11 protein-coding genes are annotated in these 21,666 nt (G+C 70.6%); 2 read left to right on the top strand and 9 right to left on the bottom strand.

Going from position 1 to position 21,666, the window contains the following annotated elements; all coding sequences use genetic code 11:
* Positions 1-392: 392 nt before the first annotated feature.
* From ADL22_RS24440 to ADL22_RS24405, 8 genes are all read right to left on the bottom strand, one after another.
* Complete coding sequence (locus ADL22_RS24440; protein ID WP_066983762.1) at positions 393-647, bottom strand: Txe/YoeB family addiction module toxin; 255 nt, start codon at positions 645-647, stop codon at positions 393-395.
* On the bottom strand, positions 644-925 hold the full coding sequence (locus tag ADL22_RS24435) for a type II toxin-antitoxin system Phd/YefM family antitoxin (RefSeq protein ID WP_066983759.1): 282 nt from the start codon (positions 923-925) through the stop codon (positions 644-646). The genes ADL22_RS24440 and ADL22_RS24435 overlap by 4 nt, the downstream gene beginning before the upstream one ends.
* A gap of 547 nt (positions 926-1,472) precedes the next feature.
* Positions 1,473-3,791, bottom strand: a complete 2,319-nt coding sequence (locus ADL22_RS24430; protein WP_066983757.1) for a UvrD-helicase domain-containing protein — start codon at positions 3,789-3,791, stop codon at positions 1,473-1,475.
* Positions 3,788-10,630 carry a DEAD/DEAH box helicase gene (locus ADL22_RS36720; protein ID WP_066983754.1) on the bottom strand — a complete coding sequence of 2,281 codons (6,843 nt, stop codon included), beginning with the start codon at positions 10,628-10,630 and terminating at the stop codon, positions 3,788-3,790. Before ADL22_RS36720 ends, ADL22_RS24430 begins: the two co-directional genes overlap by 4 nt.
* A gap of 111 nt (positions 10,631-10,741) precedes the next feature.
* Positions 10,742-11,617, bottom strand: a complete 876-nt coding sequence (locus ADL22_RS24420) for a hypothetical protein (protein WP_159048717.1) — start codon at positions 11,615-11,617, stop codon at positions 10,742-10,744.
* A 122-nt stretch (positions 11,618-11,739) separates the two neighbouring features.
* On the bottom strand, positions 11,740-12,936 hold the full coding sequence (locus ADL22_RS24415; RefSeq protein ID WP_066983748.1) for an AAA family ATPase: 1,197 nt from the start codon (positions 12,934-12,936) through the stop codon (positions 11,740-11,742).
* Complete coding sequence (locus ADL22_RS24410) at positions 12,933-14,234, bottom strand: DUF262 domain-containing protein (protein ID WP_079064395.1); 1,302 nt, start codon at positions 14,232-14,234, stop codon at positions 12,933-12,935. Before ADL22_RS24410 ends, ADL22_RS24415 begins: the two co-directional genes overlap by 4 nt.
* A gap of 174 nt (positions 14,235-14,408) precedes the next feature.
* A complete protein-coding gene (locus tag ADL22_RS24405) occupies positions 14,409-14,867 on the bottom strand; it encodes an ATP-binding protein (protein WP_066983746.1) in 459 nt (152 codons plus the stop codon).
* A 159-nt stretch (positions 14,868-15,026) separates the two neighbouring features.
* On the opposite strand from ADL22_RS24405, the gene ADL22_RS24400 reads away from it, so the two are divergent.
* Positions 15,027-15,890, top strand: a complete 864-nt coding sequence (locus ADL22_RS24400; RefSeq protein WP_066983743.1) for a helix-turn-helix domain-containing protein — start codon at positions 15,027-15,029, stop codon at positions 15,888-15,890.
* Positions 15,887-16,072 carry a DUF397 domain-containing protein gene (locus tag ADL22_RS24395; protein WP_066983740.1) on the top strand — a complete coding sequence of 62 codons (186 nt, stop codon included), beginning with the start codon at positions 15,887-15,889 and terminating at the stop codon, positions 16,070-16,072. The genes ADL22_RS24400 and ADL22_RS24395 overlap by 4 nt, the downstream gene beginning before the upstream one ends.
* Positions 16,073-16,122: 50 nt before the next feature.
* Here ADL22_RS24395 and ADL22_RS24390 read toward each other — a convergent pair whose 3' ends face one another.
* On the bottom strand, positions 16,123-21,666 hold the full coding sequence (locus ADL22_RS24390; protein WP_066983737.1) for a hypothetical protein: 5,544 nt from the start codon (positions 21,664-21,666) through the stop codon (positions 16,123-16,125).

Below are 21,666 nucleotides of genomic sequence, written 5' to 3'. Positions count from 1 at the left end.
GTGCCCTCCCAACAGCTTCACAGTCCGCAACAGCCTGACAACTCACTGTGGCCTCACACAACCCCGGCCCAAACCTTCACGCGGCGCGATAGCCCCAGGTCCCCCAGGCCCCGCTGCCCTCCCCCCCCATCCCGCTCCCCTGCCCCCTCCCCCGCCCCACCCCCGCCTCCAGCACGTTACGTAGTCATCCGCGCGCAGTCGCCACGACCAATTCCAGGAGGGCCGTCGCGGCACGCTCCGGCACGGGAAGGCGCCCCAGCACCGCGCGGCCCCTGACAGGGCTCGTGGTCCGGCCCGGCGCCGGTCCGGCTCGCCCGTCGATGCAGAGAGGCCGGTCCCGGCGGTACGGCGATGCTGCGGTTCCTCTGGCGCGGCGGCTATGTCCGCAGTACCTAGTAGCGGTAGCGCGCTGCGAGGATGACGATCTCCCTGTCCGTCACCAGGTAGACGAGACGGTGCTCGTCGTCGATCCTCCTCGACCACGCCCCGGGCAAGTGGTACTTGAGCGGCTCGGGCTTGCCGATCCCCGTGAAGGGGTCGCGCTTGACGTCCTCGATGAGCTTGTTGATCCGAGTGAGCACCTTGCGGTCGTTCTTGAGCCAGGACGTGTAGTCCTCCCAGCCCTGATCCTCGAAGACAAGCCTCACGCAGCACCCTCAGCTGGATCCGCCGCATCGGGATCGATCAGCTCGCGCTCCGAGACGTTGATGTTGCCCAGCGCGTTCTCGTACGCCTTGAGCAGGCGGCGTGCGTTCGCAGGCGAGCGCAGCAGGTAGGAACCCTCGCGCAGCGCCGCGTAGTCCTCTGCCGAGACGAGTACGGCGTTGCCGTGCTTGGACACGATCTCGATGGCCTCGTGATCGTCGTTGACTTTCTTGATCAACGGAAAGAGAGCCTTGCGGGCCTCGCTCGCGGTTATCGACATGGCGTGACTCCCTCTACCAAGTGGTACCGGATAACGTACGACCGGGAGTCCGCCCGAAGCGATGCCGGACGAGTGGCAACCGCCAGGAACCCAGCGCTCTCCGGCACGGCAAAAAGCCAGGGGCCCGACTCCGATGAGTCGGACCCCTCTGACCTGCGCGCGCAGCCAGGCCACGCAGTGGATCTGCGCCTACACGTTGAACCGGAACTCCACGAAGACGCCTTGACCTGCAGATACGCGCCGCAATCCAGCACCTATCCAGCACGGGAGCAACAGCAGGGCACGGAGCCCTCGTACGACTGTCCTGGGCGCCGCGTTCGAGCCACCAACGCCACCGACAGCCACGCGAACACCTCCCGAGCAACAGTGGATTTCGGGCCACGCAGTTCATTGACATGTATCGCTGGGCACTCTCGCGCCCTCAAGCTCAAAGCCGCACCGGCGGACAGCCTCACCGCTGTACAGATACTGGCATAAGCCAGCGCAATAACCACGGTCACGAGTACGCCGTCACCGGACTCGGCAAGGCGGGGGAAAGCGATCTCATTCACCGGGACGGGAGCAGCGGTGAAAGGAAGCGGCTCGGCTCGCCGTGCCATGTGATGGTGAGCGCGTCGCGGGCACGGGTCGCCGCGACGAAGAGCAGTGACCGTGCGCGGCGCAGTTCTCGCCGGTGGCGACTCGGATCCGTGTGTTCCCAGTCGTCCACGGAGGCCCGCGGAACAAGCCCCTCAGCCGCTCCGGCGATGATCAGGCAGCGGTATTCCAGCCCTTTGAAGCGGTACATGGTGCCGATGTGGACGCCCTGGTCCCCGCGTGGTCCGTCCGGGGTGATTTCCGCCGGGGTGATGCCACTTCGCGCGAGACGCTCGGCGAGTTGGGTGACCATGTCGTTGGTCGGGACGCAGATCGCTGTGGCCTCCCGTGGCACGTCGTGCCAGGCGCGCAACTGCTCGACGACGAGGTTCATCTCCTCGTCCCAGCTCCGTGCGCCGCGGAAGGACGGTTCGGTTCCGTGGAGGACCGAGCGGTAGCCGGCGAGCGTGTCGGTGTCGCCGTCGAGGTCGTCGTAGTCGGCGTCGCCCAGGACCCGGATGGCGTCGCGCAGGATCTCCCGGGTCGTGCGGTAGCTGAGGGTCAGGCGGGAGGACCTGCCGCGGATGTGGACGCCGAGGCTGCCGAGAGTGACCTGGTTGTCGTAGATGCGCTGGTGGGTGTCGCCGACGAGGAAGATGTCGTCGGGCCCGGACGGGACCATGGCGCGCAGCATCTTCCAGTGGGCGGCGCTGAGGTCCTGCGCCTCGTCAACCACAATGTGCCGGTACCGGTAGCGCAGCCAGGCGCCGGAGCCGGCCTCGACGTGGAGGTTGTGCAGGCCGCCGCGCTCCTCGCGTTCCTCCGCGCGCCGGTCGATGCGGCCCTTGCGGGCCATCTCCAGCCGCGCGGCTCGCTCCGCGACCTGGCGGTGGGTCTCCAGGCCCTTGGTCTCCAGCCGCTGGGTGAAGCGCTCGGCCAGCTGCCAGATGCCGGCGCGCTCGGCGCGGGTGACGCTGCGGCCCCGTCCCGCCCGGCGGGTGGTGAAGTAGTCACTGCGGGAGGACACGGCCTGACCGAGGATGACCTGGTTCCATTCGTCGCTGAGGAACTCGGCGCTCCAGCGGGTCTCGCCGGTCTCCACCAGCAGTTCCCGCCACTCGCGGAGGGCCGCCGTGTCGTCGATCCGCCGCTTGGTGTTGCCCGGGTCGGCCTCGCTGACGATGCGGGTGGCGAGCTGGTCGACATGGGCGATGTCGACGCGGGCCAGGACGTCGGGGCCTGCGAGGGAGAGCAGCCGGGCCCGCAGATCCGCGGCGAGGTTCCGGTTGAAGGTGGTGAGCAGCACGGGCTTGGTGTGGCCTGGGGGGAGTTGGCTCACCAGATGTCGGACGCGATGGAGGGCGACGATCGTCTTGCCCGTTCCCGGCCCGCCGCCGACCCGCGCGGGGCCGGAGTACCGCCGGCGAACCAGCTTCTCCTGGGTGGGGTGGAGGAAGATCTTCCAGCGTCCGAAGTCGCCCTCCTCCAGGATGCTCTGCAGGGACTCGTCATCGGTGATCACCACGGTCTGGGAGCGGTCGACGGCCGCCTGCCAGTCGTCGGAGTCGAGGTTCCGCTCCGGCTCGGCCACCGCGACCGGCGCGGTCACCTGTTCCATGACCTCTTCGTACGGGACCCCATCGCGGAGCCTGAGCAGGACCTCCCCGGTGTGGCGGGGCGCGTACTCGGCGAGGCCGAGCAGTTCGTCGTCCGTGGTGAGTTTCCGGACGATCGGGATCAGGGGCTCCGTGACACCGAGGTCCGCGAGCTGCCGGTCGGTGTACGCGCCGAAGAGCGGCGCCTCCGACGGTTCCGGGCCGACATGTTCCGGGGCGATCTGTTCCGGGACGACCGGCTCCGGGGCGGGAATCGGGGGCGGCGCCGAAGCGGGGGAGGTGCGCGGGGTGAGGCCCCGGCGCAGCACGCTCTCCTCGACCACCTGGAGGTCGACGTACTCGATGGCGCCGGTGATGTGGTTGATGCCGTAGTTGAACCGGTCCAGGTTCTTGTGGACATGGCTGCGGTGTTTGACCGATACGAGCAGCCAGTCGTCACCGCCGAGGCGGATCATCAGCGCCCGCCACTCCCGGTTGACGCGCGCCGACCAGAGGCGGTCGTGCCCCTCCAGCGGTTTGAGGTCGAAGCCGCCGGCGTCGGGATTGCGGCGGAAGTCGTGCTGGAACTTGTAGAACGCCCCGAGGACCGCACGGTCCAGTTTGACGATCTCCTTGTCCGCCTTGTCGAGCAGGCGCAGGGTCACGCCCGTCCGCGGCGTGCTGGTGATCGTCATCGCTCGTTCTCTCCCTGGTCGTTCGTGGTTCCGGCCGCGTCGCCCCGTACCAACGTGGCGAGTTCGTCGGCGTTCCATTCCGTCGCGGTGCGGACCTGCCAGCCCGCGTCGCGGTAAGCCGCGTCCCGTTGTTCGGCGTCGATGTCCCGGTCGCTCCCGGGGTCCGGGCGGTGGGCGAGGACGACGCCCACTCGCCGGTCGGGCCAGGCGAGTTCGGCGGGCCAGGCGGCCGACCCCAGCTCGAACCCGGCCGCGGGGGCGGGAACGCCCCGGTCGGCGAGCGCGCAGGCGAGCGCGTCGAGGCCCGGCTCGTCGACAAGGTACTCGATGACCTCGTCCCAGGCGGGGTCACGGACGGGCGCGGAGGGAGCAGCGGACTCACCGGCTCCGGCAGCGCCACCGACCCCGGCGTCCAGAGCGGACGCCGCGTCCCGCCGGTCCGCCGGCGCCCCGGGTTCGTCCGCCGTGGGCGCGTGCGCGCGCCGTTGGGAGGTGAGCCATCCGGCTCCGCCGGTAACCGCCAGTTCGGCCGGGTCGAACCCGGGCAGCATGCCGGTGGTGAGCTGGACCCCGTCGCCCTCCCCCGCGGCGAGGAACTGGAGTAGGTTGCTCCAGTACAGCCATGCCTGCCAGCGCCTGCGGTGGGCGGTCTCGTCGGCCGTGACCGCTTCGGGGCTGTCGTCGAGGACGGTCAGAGCCGTCCACGCCGCCGCGCTCTGCCCCCCGCGCAGGTCGAGCGCGATGGTGAGCGGGCATCCCGAGGCGTCCCGGGTGGCCATGACCTGGACGGGTCCCTGTCCCCCCGCCAGCCGTCGGCCCTGCAGCGCCTCGCGGATTCTGCGTCCGGTCTCCGCACCGTCGGCCAGGGCCCTGCTGGTCGCCGAGACCGCGGCGAAGCCCGCGAGTGCGCTCTGGGCGCGGCGGCGCCAGGCGTCCGGGCCGGGGTCGGTGAGGTATCCGATCAGCGTCTCGACCGGGTTGGCCCACACCAGGCGCGTCAGGTCGCGGGTGTCGCCCGCGTGCATGCGCCGGTGGACGTCCATGGCGGTCTTCTGCGCGGTGTTCGGGTACGGCTTCCACACCGGGTCGGCCGGTGGCGCGGAGCGTCCCGTCCAGGCCTGCACGTCGTCCCAGGTGAGCTGGAAGACCTGCCAGCCCTCGGTGCGCAGCCGGGTGCGTTTCGCCGCGTCGGCCTCGGCGGTGAGGTGGCCGGGGCTCGCGTGGTAGCGGTAGCCGTCGAGGTAGACGGCCACCCTGCGGTCGTCGTCGGTGCTGCGGAAGACCACGTCCGGCCGGGTGAAGCCGAGCGGGGTCTGCGTCTCCATCTGCCAGCCGCGGACGGTTCCGTCGGGTGCGGTGAAGCGCAGGGTGGTGTCCCGGGTGCCGTCGGCGGTGAGCGCGGTGCGGACGCTGACGTCGTCGACGCGTTCGGCCCATTCCAGCAGCCCGCGCCGGAAGAGGGCCTCCAGTTCGCTCTCCACCTGGTGCACGAGGGTGATGTCCCGGGTGGTGGCCACCGGTTCGACGCTCCAGCGGTCGGCTGTGCGGCCGAACAGCTCGCCCAGCATGTCGAGTGCGTGCTCGCGGCTCACCAGCTCGTACTCGCCGTCGGTGACGTGGCGCAGCAGGCAGCGGTGGCAGGCCGGCCGGCCCTGGCCCACGCACACGCAGGTCTCGATCACCTGCCGCGCGTCCTCCAAGACACCCCGCAGTCCTTCGCGACCCGCGAGGCGGTGCAGGTATCCGGTGCCGCCGGGCAGCGTGTCGTAGAGGACAAGGAAGTGGCGGCGGAGCGGGCTCTCCCCGCCTTCCTCGGGCATGGAGTCGGTGACGACCGCGAGGTGGTCGGGGTCTCCGCCGTAGCTGCGGGCGATACCGGTCAGGAGCAGCGCCTTGAAGGAGGCGAGCCTTTCCCGGGTGTACGCGGTGACGGCGGGGATGAGGACGCGCAGGGCGTCGGTGCGCAGCTCGTGGGCCAGCAGCACCCGCTCGCCGCGCCGTGCAACGTCGGCTCCGGCTCGCCGCCGGGGGCACCAGGGCCGGTGGTACCGGGCGTGGGCCGTCGTGTCGCCGGCGTCGTGGGTGGAGGGGCCGCCGTCCGGGTCGGCGAAGCCGCACGCGTCACAGACCCAGAACGGGTTGAGGCGGACCTCCTGCCCGGCGAACGCGGACTCGGTGCCGCCGTCCACCCGGGTGGCTCCGACGTTGATGTGCCGGATACGGGCCTGTCGGGTGAACTCCCAGCCGAAGGTGGCGTGTTCGTGCTTCCACGCCTGCTCGATGTCGTGCGCGTCGATGTCCACGGCCGGGACGACGGTGTAGTGCCGTCTCTCCCGCTCGTCGGTGTCGTCCCGTACCCGGACGTCGTCGCGTTCGTCGCGGGAGGTGACGCGGCGCGGTACGAGAACCTTGTGCAGGCAGCCGATGTCGCCGATGGCCGCGGACCGGCAGCGGGGGCAGGGGGAGGCGTCCTGCTCGGCGCGGTGGGTGCGGACGTGGCCGCAGTCGGGGCAGACGCGCCACCAGAGCCAGGCCGGGCGTTCGGGGCTGCCGATGTCCAGTCCGGTGACGCGGTGCTTGTATCCCTGGACGTAGTAGTGGTTGCCGGGGGCGAACTCGGAGAGGGCGAGGCGGGCGGGACGGGTGTGGCGCAGGGTCTTGCTGTGGTTGGTGCGGGCGTCGCCGTCGGCGGCCTTCTCCGTCCAGGTGAGTGTGGCCTCCAGCTCGGTGGTCGAGTCGATCAGGCTGTAGTTCGGCAGCAGGCCGAGGTCGACGAGGGCTCCGTGGGCGGTGGTGCGGGTGATCTCGCGGGAGACGCGTGCCACGTCCCGGCGTTCGGCGCGCAGTTCGCGTCCCTGCCGTTCGTGGTCGGGGTCGCCGGCGACGAGCAGCCCGTGGGCCCGGTCGATGGCCTCGGTCCGGCGCTGGAGTTCGGCGCGGCGGTCCTCCCAGCGCCGGCGGGCGGTGTCGAGGGCGGCGCCGAGTCCGTCCTCGCCGGGGTCGGTCGCGTAGGTGACGAGGACGGCGCGGGCCTGGGGGCTGACGCCGGTGCCGCGGCTCTCGTCGTAAGGGGGGAAGAGGTCCAGGAAGCCCTGTACGAGGCGGGGGCCGGCGGCGAGCGCGGCCTCGGTGAACTCGGCCTGCCAGGCCGAGGTGCCGAACAGGTCGGTGGCGCGTCCCGGAAGCGGCCGCAGGGGCGTGCCGTCGGGGGCGGCGAGCCGTCCGGCGCCCGCGAGGTCGAGGAGGTGGGCGAGGTACTGGCGGCGCAGGATCTCGGCGGCGGAGAGGTAGCAGCCGGGCGGCAGGACCTCTCCGGCGATCATGAGCCGGGGGTCTTCGAGGTAGTAGCGGTCGCGCGGGCCGCGGTCGACCATGGTGAGCAGGTAGGCGTTGCCGGTGGTGCGGCCCGCGCGGCCGACGCGCTGGATGTAGTTGGCCGGTCCCTTCGGCAGGGAGGCGAGGACGACGGCCGACAGGTCGCCGATGTCGATGCCGAGTTCGAGGGTGGGGGTGCAGGACAGCACCTGCGGGTTGGCGTAGTGGACGCGGGTACCCTCGCGGAACGCCTTCTCGACCGCCTCCCGCTTGGCGCGGCTGAGGGTTCCGGTGTGTTCGGCGGTGTTGACGGTGAAGACGCCGGCCTCGCGGTACATGCGGCGGTAGAAGTCGTCGGTGAAGTCGCGCTGCCGCAGTCCGCTGTCCAGGTCGCGGCCGGTGCCGAGGGTGCCGCCGCACCGGTAGCGGGGGCAGGGCTGCCCGTGCCAGAGGTCGGCGAGGTCGGGGTGGATGGTCTGTTCCCAGAAGCACCGGGGGCAGTGCGCGGTGGCGTCGGGGAGGGTGTCGTCGGCGAGGGCGCGGACCTGGATGTGGCCGGGCTGGAGTCCGTAGACGCGGGTGGTGCCGTCAAGGGCGGTGCGCGCGGAGACGACGCCGGTGTCGGCGAGCGCGGGCAGCAGCCGGGTCAGGAAGACACCGGCCGCCTCGGGGCGCAGTCCGAGGGCGCGTACGGCCCAGTCCTGGTACCAGCCGAGCCGGCCGGTGAGGACGTCGAAGTCCTCACTGCCCTGTTTGGGGGTGCCGAGCAGGAAGGCGGGTGCGGAGACGCCGCGGGGGAAGGCCGGCATGCCGGTCTCGCGTCCGCCCCAGATCGCCCACCGGCGCACCCCGGCCTGGTCCAGCCAGGGGTCCAGCCAGGCGTGGCGGACGGCGCCCCGGATGCGCATGCGTTCCAGCAGCCCGCGGACGAAGCCAGTGTACCGGTCGGGTCCGGGCAGCGAGCCGTCGGGCAGCGCGATCTCGCCGGGGGTGGTGAGGAGGATCTCCCCTACGAGGTCCGCCACGGCGTCGGGGTCCTTCAGGGGCACATCGGCGGCGACGGTGCGGGTGAGTTCCAGGGTGCGGCCCTGGCGGGAGCGCAGGCCGAACTCCATGACGGTGGCGAACGCCAGGCGCTGCGCGATGAGTTCCCAGGTGGGCCGGGAGCCGCGGCTGCGCCCGGACAGCAGGGTGTCCACGCCGCGGACGAGGTGGAGGTCCGGCGGGATGACGGCGGCCTGTACGGCCTTGCTGTCGACGACGTCCTCGATGAGGTCGGCGGCGAGGTCGTTCAGGGCGACGGGTTCGTCCTCGCCGATGCGGCTGGCGAGCAGGGCACGCAGGGAGAAGGTGTACGAGCGGCTGGCGACGTACCCGGCGCGGTGGGCGGCGTCCTGCACGGAGTCGTTGAAGAGGAGGGTCTTGTCCTCTCCCAGGTTCTTGTCCAATTCGCCGCCGGTGAAGAGCTGGGTGACGGCGGCGGCGGCGAGCGCGGCGAGGCCGGTGCCGAGGTAGCGGATGGAGTTGAAGGTGCGGCAGGCCGGGCACTGGTCGCGTTCGGCCGCCCGGTCGCCGTCGAGGTCGGCGTGGACGAAGGCGGCGTTGTGCAGGGGCCTGGGCCGGCTCGGTCCCTCGCCGCCCTCCGGGGTGGTGAAGTCGGTTTCGGGTGCCAGGGGCCGGAGCCGTCCGCTCATGCCTTCCAGGACCATGACGGTCGGTCCGCCGCGCCGGCGGTCCGGGCCGGCGGCGAAGGCGGCCTCGTGGACTTCCCTGGGGGCCGCGGCGATCATGTTGCGCACCCGGCGCTTGTCGCGGCCGACGGAGGCCCGGCGGATCTTCGTGGCGTTCAGGTCGAGGTGGGCGGGGTCGACCTCCGGGGAGTACGCGGCCCAGCCGGAGCGCCCGCACTCGCGGCAGAACACGGCGGGCAGGAACACCTGGGCGGGCGGTGGCGCGCTGTCGTCGGCCGGGACGGCGGCACCCTCGCCGGCGTCGAGCGGTACGGCGGGCCCTTCCCCGTCGTACGGGGAGGGCCGGGGCGCGGTGGTCCGGCCGGCGCGGGCCAGCGCGCCGCCGGAGGTGACGCGTTCGTCGTCCCAGCGGAACTCGGCGCGGGCGGCGCTGATGCCGCGCAGCACGCGGGAGACCGAGCGGACCCAGTGGTGGATCTCGATGGACAGCAGGGGCCGTCCGGGGTGGTCCGGGTCGCGGGCGTACGACAGGAGGGCAACGTAGCGGGCGAGGGCGCGGGCGGCGAGGCCCGGCCGCTGCTGTACGGCCATGCCCCAGTGGTAGGCGTAGCGGGGCAGCACCTCGGTGATCTCGGCGAGGGTCTTGGGGGTGCCGTCGAGGATCTCCAGGACGGCGGCGGTGAGCCGGTGCCGGCGCAGGACGGACCCGAGTTCCTCGGGGGTGGGCCCGCTCAGGCCGGTGAACGCGGCGACGAGGTCGTCGATGGCGCCCGGGTCGCGGGTGGGGTCGCCGAGGGTGTCGACCTCCTGGGGCGAGGGGAACGGCAGGGAGAAGTCGCTCTCGCCGGTGAAGTCCCTGGCGGACCGCCGGTCCTCGCCGATGATCGCGTCGGGCGGGAAGGGCACGCCGAAGACCTGCTCGGCGACCTCCAGCATCCCGGGCCGGCCGGCCTCGCCGCGCCGGCTTCTTCCCAAGCCGTCGTCGGGCCCGTTCTCCCCGAGGGTGGCCGAGGTGGCGACGGGGCAGACCGGCCCGAGCGGCCGGCCGGGTTCGGCGAGGCCGGTGATCGAGCCGAGGCGGCGCAGCAGCATGGCGACGTCGGTGCCCTGCGCCCCGTCGTAGGTGTGGAACTCGTCGAGCACGACGTACGCGAGCGGGGAGTCCTGCCAAAGCCGCTGGTCCTCGGGCCGCTGGAGGAGCAGGTCGAGCATCTTGTAGTTGGTGATCAGGATGTCGGGCCGGGTACGGCGGATCTCGTCGCGGTCGACGGTGATGGCGGGGTTGGCCTGCTTGAAGTCCTGCGACGGCCGGTCGCCGATGTAGAGCGCGGCCCGTACGCCCGCGTCGCGCAGCCGGGTGTCCTTCTGGTCGTCGAGCCGCTTGCCGATCCGGTGGGCCTGGTCGGTGGCGAGGGCGTTCATGGGGTAGAGCAGGATCGCCTTGACGCCGTCCCGGCCGGCCTCGCGCTCCCGGAGGCAGTGGTCGAGGATCGGCACCAGGAACGACTCGGTCTTGCCCGATCCGGTTCCGGTGGTGACGAGGGTGGGCCGCGCCGGGCCGTGCAGGGTGGACAGCCGCTCCCAGGCGCGCTCCTGGTGCCGGTACGGGGTCAGGTCGGGGTGCCAGGTCAGGTGCCGTTTCCAGTCCTCCCCGTCGGCGGTCCTGAACGGTGTGCGGACGCGGAGGTAGGGGCCGCGGAAGATGCCGTCCTCGGTGTCGCCGAGGAAGCCTTCCAGGGCGCGGCGGGTGGACTCGTCGGCCAGCGCGTACGTCGTCGCGAGGTACTGGCTCAGGCTGGCCCGTACCTGGTCGGCGGCGAGGGTGGGACGCACGCGCGCTCCTCCTTGGTGCGGCTGGTACCGGTGGGGCCAGGGATGAGCGGGAGGTCCGCTCACCGCCCTACGGTAATGGAACGGTGCAGGCCGGGCAGGGGCGCGGCTCGGTCAGCCGAGCTTGTGCCCAATGTGCGCGATGTGGGCCAGTCCCGTCGCCGCCACGAAGCGGAAGTGCAGCCTGCCCGCGCCCGGGGTGAAGCGCAGGTGGGTGTCGAAGTACTGCGGCTGCCCGTCCAGGTCGACGAACACGCAGAACTCCTGCTTGCGCCCCTCGTGTTCCGGTGTCACGTGCGACCCCCACTGCGGCCCGTCAGGCCGGGTCCCCGCGTCCCAGACGACGATGGCCCGCTCCATCTCGGCGAGCCGCTTGCACACCGGCTGGACCCAGATCTGCTTCAGGCCGCGCACCTGCGCCTCCACGGCGGGCAGGAACCGCAGGTGCGGGAAGAGGCCCTCTCGCCGCTCCCACAGCTCGGCCCCGGTCCGTACGGCGCTCAGATCGCCGCGCCGGGCGGCTTCGGCGCACTCGCGGATCCACGGGCGGTGCGCCTCCGCATGCTTCCGGGACGCCATGTGCCGGAGCTCGACCTCGGTGATCTCGGTACCGGTGTCCGCGTCGTCCACGAGTTGTTCCTGGACCAAGGTGAGCCGGTCGGCGTCCCAACGGTCCTCCAGGAGCAGGGAGATGCCGACACCGCCCATCAGATGGGCGTAGCCCAGCTCGGGCGCGGGCTCCCCCTGGTGACTGTGAGCGACGTCGGAGAACGTCTCACCGTCGGGAAACACCTTCTGGTGGGGCCACTTCGTCTGCATCCTGAGCAGGAACGCCCACAGGCCGTTCTTGGCGCTGGGCGTCCGGGACCATCTGCTCACGTGGTGCCCCTGGGCCAGGTGCAGCGCCGTCAAGGGCTCCCGCATGACGAGTTCCGTGCCCTGCCGGTCCTCCTTGGCGACGGCGATGACGGCCTGCGCCAGCTCGGTCATGGCGTGGTTGACCCGTTCTGGGTCAGCCGTCGTCTCGCAGGACCTCTGGTTCAGGAATAGCTGCGGCACGTCTCCCCCTCCGCGACGAACTGTGTGTCTACCCCGCCTCCCCAGACGGGTTTTTAGCCGATGAGCTGTTCGAGCGTGTTCTCCAGCTCGTCGAAGAAGCCCGAGGGCCACTGGTCGAGCATGCCGTCCGCGTCGATCTGGGGACTGACGAAGTCCACGCCGGCGCCGTCGCCGCGGAAGTAGTGGAACACCGCCTGCCCGGGAGCGAGCCGCTGCTGCTTGACGGCGAGCCGCACCCCGTTGATCACGTGGTCGCTGTGCGTCTCCATGACCACTTGGGCGCCCTGCGCCGCAGCCGAGGCGGCGAGCATGGCCATCTGGGTCTGCCCCTGCGGGTGCAGGTGTGCCTCCGGGTTCTCCAGCAGGATCAGGGCTCCGGGGCGGGCGCTCAGGCAGGCCACGACGACGGGCAGGACGTAGGTGAGGCCGAAGCCGACGTTGCTGGGGCGACGGCGCCTGGTGGCACCCAGGGTGCCCTGGAAGCCGTACGAAAGACTGACGGCGTCGGTGCCCTTGATGGCCTCGGCCCGGATGTCTACCCCGGGGCAGAGGTCGCCCATCCAGGCGGCGGTCTGATCGATCAGGAGGTCGGAGACAGCCTTCGGGTGGCGCAGCGGGCCCGCGGGGACGGTGCTGTCCCGGTGGTGGCGGAGGAAGTTGACGGTGTGTTCGCCACGCACGCCGAGGAAGCCCCGGCCGACGGCCACCTGGTGGTCGCGCGGGTAGAACTCGGCGGGCGAAATGCGGTCGGCGTGCAGGTACTGGAACGGCGCGGTGAAGAACGCCGGGGTCACGGCCTCGGGCCCGGCCGGCCGTTCCCGGCCGCCCTCGGAGGTGTCGGGCAGGTCGGCGTCGAGCAGCGGCAGGAGGTTCTGCTCGGGCTCGTACTCGGCGGTCCACCCGTAGTGGTACGGGCCTTCATCGACAGCGAGGCCGATCGGGGGCTTCTCGTCGTCCTCCGTGAAGTCCTCGTGGAGGACATCCTCTCCGGTGCCGAGGCCAACGAGTTCGCCGTTGAGCAGGAAGCCCTGGTTGGCGACGCTCGTACGGAGTCCGGCCCGGCGCGCTTCGGGCAGCAGTGCGGAGACCGCCAGGTCACCGGACTCGTGGGACTGGCGGAGCAGGGCGAGGGACTGCAGGACGCTGCTCTTGCCGGACGAGTTGAGCCCGGTGAGGAGGGTCAGCGGGCCGAGGGGGATCTCCGCGTGCTGGAACGCCTTGAAGTTGTGCAGCGTCAGTCGGTCGATCACTGTTCGGCCACTCCTCGGAACAGTCGTGCCACTTCCTGGAATCGGGTGCGGATCCTCGCCGGGTCCCCGGTACTCACGGAGATGGCCCGGTCGAAGTCCCAGTCGTCCATGAGCTCGAAGAACCTGGCGTGCACCTTCGCCCGCGACGCTACCAGCCGGTCCCGCTCGTGATCGTCGAGTGTCGCGAGATGGACGGAGATCGTCTCGAAGAGCGCCTTGTTGATGACGGAGGAACTGCGCTTCCCGCCACGCCACTTGCGGAAGGCGTGCTCGCCGAACAGGTCCCGCGCACACCTCATGGCCACCCGGAACTCCCGTGCGTACTGCTCCCGCTTCTCCTCTGTGAGGGCGTTGATCCGGTACATCGCGCTGATGAGGAAGTTGCCGAAGTCCTTCTCGCTGTGCGCGGCCGGATTGGTCATACGGAAGGCGAGGAACCGCAGCACCATCTCCCGGTCGTCCATCCGTTCGTCGGACACGCTCCACCGGGTGGCCTCACCGAACGCCGGGTCCTCGGCCAGGTCGGCGAGGAAGGTCCGCACGACCCCGCTCACCAGCGCGTGCCGCAACTCCTGCGGCTTCAACGGCATACCGCCGGTGTTGATCCGGGAGAAGACGTTGTACTTGACCTCCTCCGGGGTGCCCTGCTGCATGATGTGGACGGTCAGTTGCGTCTCGCGCAGCCGGATCTTCAGTCGGCCGCTGAGGTCCTGGTACGTGCTTCCGTCGAGTTGCCAGAGGTAGTCCATGCCGCGGAGGGACAGCGGCCCCAGGCCGCTGAGCTTCGGCTCCATGAACCGGGCGATGGCGGTGAGCCGCTGGACCCCGTCCACGACGGCCCACCTGTCCTCGTCGCCCTGCGCCATATGGAAGTTGGAAATCGGGATGCGCAGCAGCAGCGACTCGATCAGTCGGCTCTGCGCGCGGTCGCTCCAGATGCCGGAGCGGCGCTGGAAGTCCGGCGCGAGGTCGAGCATGCCCTCCCGCAGCCGGGACAGCAGCAGGTCCACGGTGGTGGTCTCGGTGCGAATGCTGATGCTCTCGGGACGGAACGGGGCGGAGATGCCGTCGGCGTCCCGGTACTCGCCGGGTTCCTCAGCCTCCTCGTCATCCCCGGGAAGTTCCAGCTCGACACCGGTCGGACGGCCGTCGGACCCGATGTCGAGCGGCGGCCCCAGCGACAGGAAGAGCGAGTCCGGCTGGTCGACGTCCTCCGCCACGGCGTAGCCCCGGCGGCGCACCGCCGGCTGGCTCCCTCCGACGCCCCGGCCGCCCTCGTCGTCCTCGGCCTCCGTCATGCCGCCTGTCACCCTCCGTCGCCCTGCCACCGCGCGCTGCCGTGCCCGGCTCAGCCTATAGAGGGCGCCGGGGGCTGTCAGCGCGACGGCCCGATGGCTGGCCGGGGGGTGTGCGGGGGCGCGGGGGCCGGGGGTGTCCGGCCGTCCGGCCGTCGGGGTGGGCAGCGTGCGCGGTCAGCGTGTCAGGTCCAGCTCGGCGACGACCGTCTTGCCGACGGGGACGCGGTCGAGCACGTCCCACCGGTCGGCGAGCGCCTCCACCAGGAGCAGGCCCCGGCCGTTCTCGGCGAGCGGCCGTGGTACCGGGCGGGACGTTCCGGGAGCGGGGGGTCGCAGCTCTCCCCGGGTGTCGGAGACCTCGATGCGCAAGGTCCGGCCGAGGAGTCTGACGGCCAGCTCGAAGTCCCGGCCGGGCACCCGGCCGTGTGTGACGGCGTTGGCGGCGAGTTCAGCGACGAGCAGCGCGGCGGTGTCGGACGCCGGACTGCCGTGCGGCACGCCCCACGCGTCGAGATGGTGCAGCGCGAGCCGACGGGCGAGCCGGGCGCCGCGCGGGGTGGAGCTAAAGCGCTGGGTGAACACACGTACGGTGACGGGTGCCGTGGGGGGCATGGAGAGAGGTGGTGCTGTCATATGCCCAAGGTGCCGCCGGATGAAGGGGGTTCACCAGGGCCGCCGCGCGTACGCTACGCCACCGTACGCGCACGTTCGGTGGACAGTACGCGTCACCATCCGTGACCATGGAGGGGAGTCGGAAGCGTACGGCGCGGGTGGCACGGGAGGTGTCCGGCGGTGGCCTACGAGAGCACGGACGGCGGTACGGGGGCGGCGGGCTGCGCCGAACCGGGGACGTCGGACAGTCTGCGCACCTTCGGCGCGGTCGTCCAGGCCTTACGCGAACACGCGGGCCTCAGCCGTGAGGAGTTCGGCGGCCTTATCGGCTTCTCGAAGCACACGGTCGCCTCCGTCGAACAGGGCCGTCGGATGCCGGACCCCGACTTCGTGGAGGGTGCGGAGGCGGCACTCGGCAACACGGGGGCGTTGCGGAGGGCCGCGCCGCATCTGGCACGGCAGGCGGGGCTGGCGAGTTGGTTCCGGCAGTGGGCTCGGCTGGAGGCGACCGCGATCAGCCTGTACACGTACGAATGCCGGTTGGTACCGGGCCTGTTGCAGACGGAGGCGTACGCGCGGGCGGTCTCGCTGGACGTACCGCCCCTGCCTGACCCGGAGGAGCTGGAACAACGGATCGCTGCGCGGCTGGCACGGCAGGAGCTGCTGTCGGTCAACCGCAAGCCGCCGACGGCGTTCAGCTTCATCGTGGAGCAGGCGGTGCTTGAGCGGTGGACGGGCGGGGAGACGGTGACGCGTGAACTCCTCGACCGCCTGGAGGAGTTGATCGAGCGGAACTGGAACGTGGAGTTCCAGGTGATGCCGACACGGAGGCCGACGCATGCGGGGTTGGATGGGCCGATCATGTTGGCCGAGACTCCCGAGAACCGTTGGTTCGCATACTCGGAGGGCCAACAGAACGGGCGACTGATCGCCCGCACGAAAGAGATCAGCTTGCTCCAGCAGCGGTATGCAAAACTGCGCTCCCAGGCCCTGACCCCAGAGGACACCTTGGGCCTACTGAAGCGATTGCGAGGAGCGCTATGACCACGTCCGAACTGGCCTGGTTCAAGAGCAGCTACAGCGGCTCGCAGGGTGACGCCTGCGTCGAGGTGGCCAGGGGCACGCAGGCGATCCACGTCCGGGACTCCAAGGACCAGCGCAGCCCCGAACTCGCCCTCACCCCAGCCGCGTGGAGCGACTTCATCAAGTACGCCGCACAGGGCTGACCTTCACGCAGTGCCCCGCGCCGGTCGGATCCCGCGCGGGGCGCCGTCGTTCACGCGCTGGGAGGTGCCCACTTCCCCTTGTCAATGGCCTCCTGGAGCCGCGCGGAGAAGTACGCGTGCGCCGCGCGCATCTCCTCCTCACGTTTGGCCTTGTAGAAGGGGGCGGTGTAACCCTCGGGGGGCTCGGGCCGCTCCTTCTTCAAGTAGGCGAGGAAGTGCTCGTAGTGCTCCTTGGTCTGGCCGTGCCCGTGGGCGTACGGGTCCTGCGCCAACTGCCGCCCCTTGGCGTCGAACCACATGTTCGACTCACGGTCCGCCAGGATCGCGTACCGCGCCTTGTGGATGGCGATGAGCTCGTCGGCACTCATTCCGAGCCACACCGCCACGAGGGCATCGATCTCCACGAGGGCGGCGCGGCGCTCGTACTCGGTCCGAAGCGGGGTGCCGTACTCCCAGGACTTCTGGATTCCGCCGGCGAGGGGCGCCAGGTCAGGCCATTGCACCGCCCAGCCCTCATAGCCCGACCACGTCTCGTCGAACAGCTCGGCCCAGAGCGGCGCGTAGGCCTCGGTGAGGCAGTTGAGCCGGAGGGTGCGGAGGAGGAGAGGGCTGGAGAGGGGGTGGGCGGGGTCGGCGTATGGCATTTTCTCAGCCTCGCTCGGGTGGAGATTCGCCTTACCCATGATTCGCAGGATGTAGTCCATAGGCAGCGACGCCCAGAACCCAGAATTGAGCACCGTTGCCCGGTTGCCGACAAAGGCCATGGACTGGACCCCGTCAATGTGCGCAGGACCGGGCGGAATGAGCGAAGCAAAAAGACTGCGTTCCGTGTTAAACGGAATCATCTTGCGCCAAGCCAGCCTGTAGAACTCCGTGTAAGGGCGGAAGAGCCACAACCTCTGACGCAGCAGTTCCCTCTGCGCGTCCTCATCCAACTTCAACTCGTCAGCCGTCAGCACATCACCGCGAGTCGTCCACTCCTCGGCGCTAGGCTTCCAGTCGGCATCACGCCTTGATCGGTCCGGCCAATGGTCCTGCTCACGTACATATTCCTTGAGCGAGCACGTCTCAGGTCGGACATAGTTGGTCCGCGGTACGGCATCCACTGGAAGGGATGTCAGGTCGAAGCTAATCCAGTCATGATTTCCCCGGCATGGCACCTTGGGTTGCTTGCTGATTGGTGTGGCGATGCCGAAATGAGGCCCCTGCAAAATCAGTTCAGACAGCAGCCCTGGCTGAGTTGTATCCCAGGCGATGAAGCCATCTTCTTTAGCCATCTTCTCGTGGTATCCGGTACTAATTCTCGACTTTCGACCAATCCGGCTCGGCACCTTGGAAAGGGCCGAGATAGCCCCCTGCTCTTCAGTCGTCATCGGCTGGAGCAAGGGAGGAGCCTGTCGCACGCTGTCTTTCACATCGCCGGTCAGTCCTTGCCACTCGGTCAAGACACCTTGATTCACACGAATCACCCGAGCGGAATGGGGACGAAGGTCCCACCCTCCGCCGTACTTCATACCAGGTACGTCGCCCTCTCCATCGTGTGTCAAGGACGCCAATACCGGTTCCACGCCGTACAGGCGACTCAGGTTGTCGAACCCAATCTCTTGTTGCGGCGCTCCATAAATGTGCACACCAAACTCGGTGTTCCTGCTGGCCTCGAACGCCCAGTTACCCACATTCACGAACCCAGCGTGCAGTCGCAAGCGGGGATATACGGCGCTCCTGATCCGACCGTCCTTCGTGCCCCCAAGGTGTGTGTCCGGGTGGATAAGTCCCACCATCCCGTCGGTCCCGAGATTCACCCATGCCCGACACATGAAAGCCCGGTACAGATCTGGCTGTGTACCAGTGAGAACTGGATAGGTGACCACGGCCCCCAGCCACGCAGCCGTCCCCGCGTTCGACGCCAACTCACGCAGGAAATATCCAAATGCGCCAGCCTGGTCGAGCACAGCTTCCTTGCGTTCACGCCAGGTCCTGACGCTGGGCTTGACCGCCAGCTTGAACCACGGATCAAGCTCGGCCAGAATTGTGTCCTCCTCCCATCTGGGTTGCACCCAAGGCGGATTCCCCACCTGAAGGTCGAACCCGCCCCCCGCCCCCCGGAACACGTGGGCGAAGTGCAGCTCCCAGTGGAAAAAGCCGTGTCCGTCCTCCGCCTTTATGTCCCGCTCCGTGGTGCCCGCGATGTCCTCGACCGTGTTCAACCACGGGTAGCGGAACGGCAGGAGCGCCGCCGGGCGCATGCCGAGGAAGCCCTCCAGGCGGTCCTCCACGTCGGCCAGCAGCTCCAGCGCCTCGTCGGGGCTCAGCTTGTCGATGCCGGAGAGCAGCGACTGCTCGGGCATGTCGGCCTTGCCCAGCAGGCTCTCCAGGAAGTCCAGCCAGTCGCCGAGGCTCTGGAGGGGGACCGTCGTCCGTTCCTGCGGGCGGTTGCCCGCCTTGCGAGCGGCCGGGGCGCTCCGCCTGCCCGGGCCGGAGGCCAGGCCCTCGCCGAGTTCCTCCTGCTCCCCGTCCAGATCGTCGAACAAGCCGGCCGTCCGCCACACCTGGTCCCCCGGCGCGGGGCCGGACGGAGGCTCGGCAGGCGCCACCGGGGCGGCAGGCCGCGCCGCCCCGCCCAGCATCCCCGGCACCGACGCCTCATCCACGAGGGCGCCGCCCGCCGCGTACTCCGGAGCCGTGCCGTCGAGCAGGCCGACCTTGTCCAGCGGCCAGAACCACAGCGCGCACCAGGCGTCCATGACGGTCTTCAGCCGCCAGTACGGCGTGCCGTGCCGGGTGAGGTCGTCGAGGACCTTCTGCTTGTCCTCCGCCTCCTCCGACTGCTCCAGCCAGTCCGCGCCCCACACGTCGATGCGGCGGGACACCGCACGCTCGGAGAGTTCGAGGCGGATCGCGACCAGCGACCACAGGAACTCGGCGCGGCGGGCCACGCCCTGGAGGCGGTGCAGCTCGGTCTTGTCGGCGGCTTTGCGCCAGCGTTCGTAGCGCTTGCGCCGGGCCTCGTCGGTCTCGTCGCCGCGCTCCTGGAAGGGCTTGGGGCCCTTCGGGGCCTTCTGGACGCCCTTGCGCCACTTGCCCAGCGCCTTGGCCTCCTCCTCCGCGAGCTTCTTCGCCTCGGACTCGCCGGCGACCGCGCCCCAGCCGATCGCGGGCAGCAGGAACTGGTGGACCGCGCCCTCGGGCAGCGGGCCGTCCCGGAACGGCAGGTCCTTCGGCGGCAGGGTGTTCTTCTTCGCCAGCCACCCGCCGCCCGGCAGAGCGTCGGCCCCGTAGACCTTGCGGCCCGCGCCGATGAGCGAGTTGCCGCGCCGCAGGTGGAGGCCGAACCAGGGGGCCCGCATGCCGGGGTGCATGGAGTTGAGCCAGAGGGAGACCTCGGCGAGTTCCACCGCCGTGGCGTTGAGGTCGACGCCGTAGGCGTTGTGCAGGGCGATGTACGCCTTGGCCTTCTGGAGCTCGATCTGGCGCAGCTCGGGGTCCACCCGGCGGCCCAACTCACTCTCGCGGCGCCGCAGGTACTCGGCGGCGACCTGGTCGATGGCCTCGTTGAGGAAGGCGCCCGAGCCGAGGGCCGGCTCGCAGATCTTCCATTCCAGGAGCTCCCGCGCCGGGGTCGTGGTCCCGTCCTGGTCGAGGCGGTGCCGGAGGGCGAGCTCAACCGTGACCTCGGTGAGGGACTTCGGCGTGTAGTAGGAGGCGGAGGTCTGGCGGTCGCGGCCGGCCAGCCGGTACACGAAGGAACCCCTGGGGTGGACCACCCGCTCCGGGCGGCCGGTCTCCTCGTTCGTCCGCTTCACGAAGACGTCGTCGTCGTACTCCGAGGCACGGGACTGCGGGACCATCCAACTGCCGCCCGAGGGGTCGCCGCCCTTGGCGACCTCGTACAGGTCCTCCTCGGCGATGAACCCGGTGTAGGACATCAGGCCCTCGTACACCGCGCCGAGCTGGTTGATGCCGAGCTGGGCGTACGAGATGAAGCCGCCGCGCTCGCGCCCCTTGCCCTTGGTGAGCATCAGGCGGCGCAGCACCTTGTGCAGGGTCTCGTTGCGCAGCCGGGTGTCCAGGAAGGGGCGGCGCGTCTCCCCCTCGCCGCCTCGGTACGCCGGGTTCTCGATCTGGTCGTCCGAGATGAGGCGGACGGCCTCCTTGGTGAACAGTTCGGAGCGCAGGGCCTCGAAGCGCAGGCCGGCGCTGGTGCTGCGGGCGGCGGCGCGGCGGGCGCGGTCGGCCTCGCGGACCCGCTCGGTGTACTCGGCCTGAGTGATCGTGCCGGCGGCGAGCGGCTCCGCCGCCTCGCGCTCGGCCTGCGCCGCCTCCCGGGCCGCCGCCTCGGCCACGAGGTCCTCGGGCTCGGTGCCGTAGCGGCGGTGGCCGTTCTCGACCTTGTCGAAGAGCAGGTCGAGCGATTCGTACAGGTGGAAGCCGCGCCGGGAGCGCTCGCCGACGAGGTCGCGCAGGACGAGGTCGCCGAGGCGCTGGAGGCCGTAGCCCTGCTCGTACTCCGGGTAGTCGGAGGGCAGGATGCCGAGAGTGGGGCTGGCCTCCGCGTACAGCAGGAACAGGATGCGGTACAGGTAGCGCAGCGACTCGCGGCTGAGTTCCTTGGCGAGGCGGGCCGGGTCGTCCAGGTCGGCGGGGGTGACGCCGTTCTCCGGTTCGCACAGGCGGTCCAGGACCTCGTTGGCGATCCACTCGACGCTCAGGCGCAGGCCCTCGCGGAGCTCGGTGGAGACGCCGACGGCGTGCTTGGCGGACCGGTCGAGGAAGGCGGCGAGCGGCGCGGTGCCGCCCTCGGCGGGGACGCGTAGCGCGTCGGCGCCGAACAACGCCGCCAGAGTATCGAGTTCGCCGCCGTGGCGGTCGTCGCGGCGGTGCAGGGCGGCGTCGAGGTCGGCCGCGAGATAGCGGCCTTCGGGCCAGCTGAGGCGGTCGGCGAGGACGATGACGCCGCCGACGAGCAGGAGGACGTGGCGCGGGGGCGCGTCGCAGGTGAAGAGGAAGTCGGTGAGGGCCTTGGCGTCCGTGAGGTCGGGTGCCGAGGTCTCCGTCTCCACCGGGTGCAGCAGGCGGCCGGCGCCGTCCGGGTCGAGAGCGGCGTCGGGTTCGGTGGTCCAGCCGCAGGCGACCGCGTACAGGCCGGGTTCGGCGTGGAGGACCTGGACGGCGTACTCCCGGTCGGCGCGGTGCACGGTCGCGGTCTGCTCGTGGGCGTCGGTGTATCCGAGGGCACGCAGGGTGTCGAGGTGGCTCTCGGTGAACCGCTTCCGCCACCCTTCGGGTTCGAGGGCGTCGGGTTCGGCGAGCGCCGCCGCGTCCTGGGCGAGCGCGGCGCGGCCCGCGAAGTAGGGCCCGTGCAGGGCGCGCAGGCCCTCGCGGGGGGTGCGGACACGCGGCGGTACGGAGTCGCGGCCGAGGCCCTGGCGGGCGGCGTCGGCGACGGCGTCGGCGTGGCGCCGGCGTTCGGCCTCCTCGAAGGCCGCCCAGCGGGTGAGGAGGCCGTCCTTCGCCTTGAGATCCTTGGGGAGGACCTCGGCGAGGTAGTGCGGCGAGAGGTAGTCACCGTGGTTGACCAGCGAGTCGTACGTCAC

The sequence above is a fragment of the Streptomyces sp. NRRL F-4489 genome (genome assembly GCF_001509485.1).
In the GTDB taxonomy this organism is placed as follows: domain Bacteria; phylum Actinomycetota; class Actinomycetes; order Streptomycetales; family Streptomycetaceae; genus Streptomyces.
This window is presented reverse-complemented; position numbering and strand designations above follow the sequence as displayed.

Coding starts and splice junctions, on each gene's coding strand:
- ADL22_RS24405 (WP_066983746.1), bottom strand. CDS start 14,867: ATGACAGCACCACCTCTCTCCATGCCCCCCACGGCACCCGTCACCGTA.
- ADL22_RS24410 (WP_079064395.1), bottom strand. CDS start 14,234: ATGACGGAGGCCGAGGACGACGAGGGCGGCCGGGGCGTCGGAGGGAGC.
- ADL22_RS24420 (WP_159048717.1), bottom strand. CDS start 11,617: ATGACCGAGCTGGCGCAGGCCGTCATCGCCGTCGCCAAGGAGGACCGG.
- ADL22_RS24435 (WP_066983759.1), bottom strand. CDS start 925: ATGTCGATAACCGCGAGCGAGGCCCGCAAGGCTCTCTTTCCGTTGATC.
- ADL22_RS24430 (WP_066983757.1), bottom strand. CDS start 3,791: ATGACGATCACCAGCACGCCGCGGACGGGCGTGACCCTGCGCCTGCTC.
- ADL22_RS24395 (WP_066983740.1), top strand. CDS start 15,887: ATGACCACGTCCGAACTGGCCTGGTTCAAGAGCAGCTACAGCGGCTCG.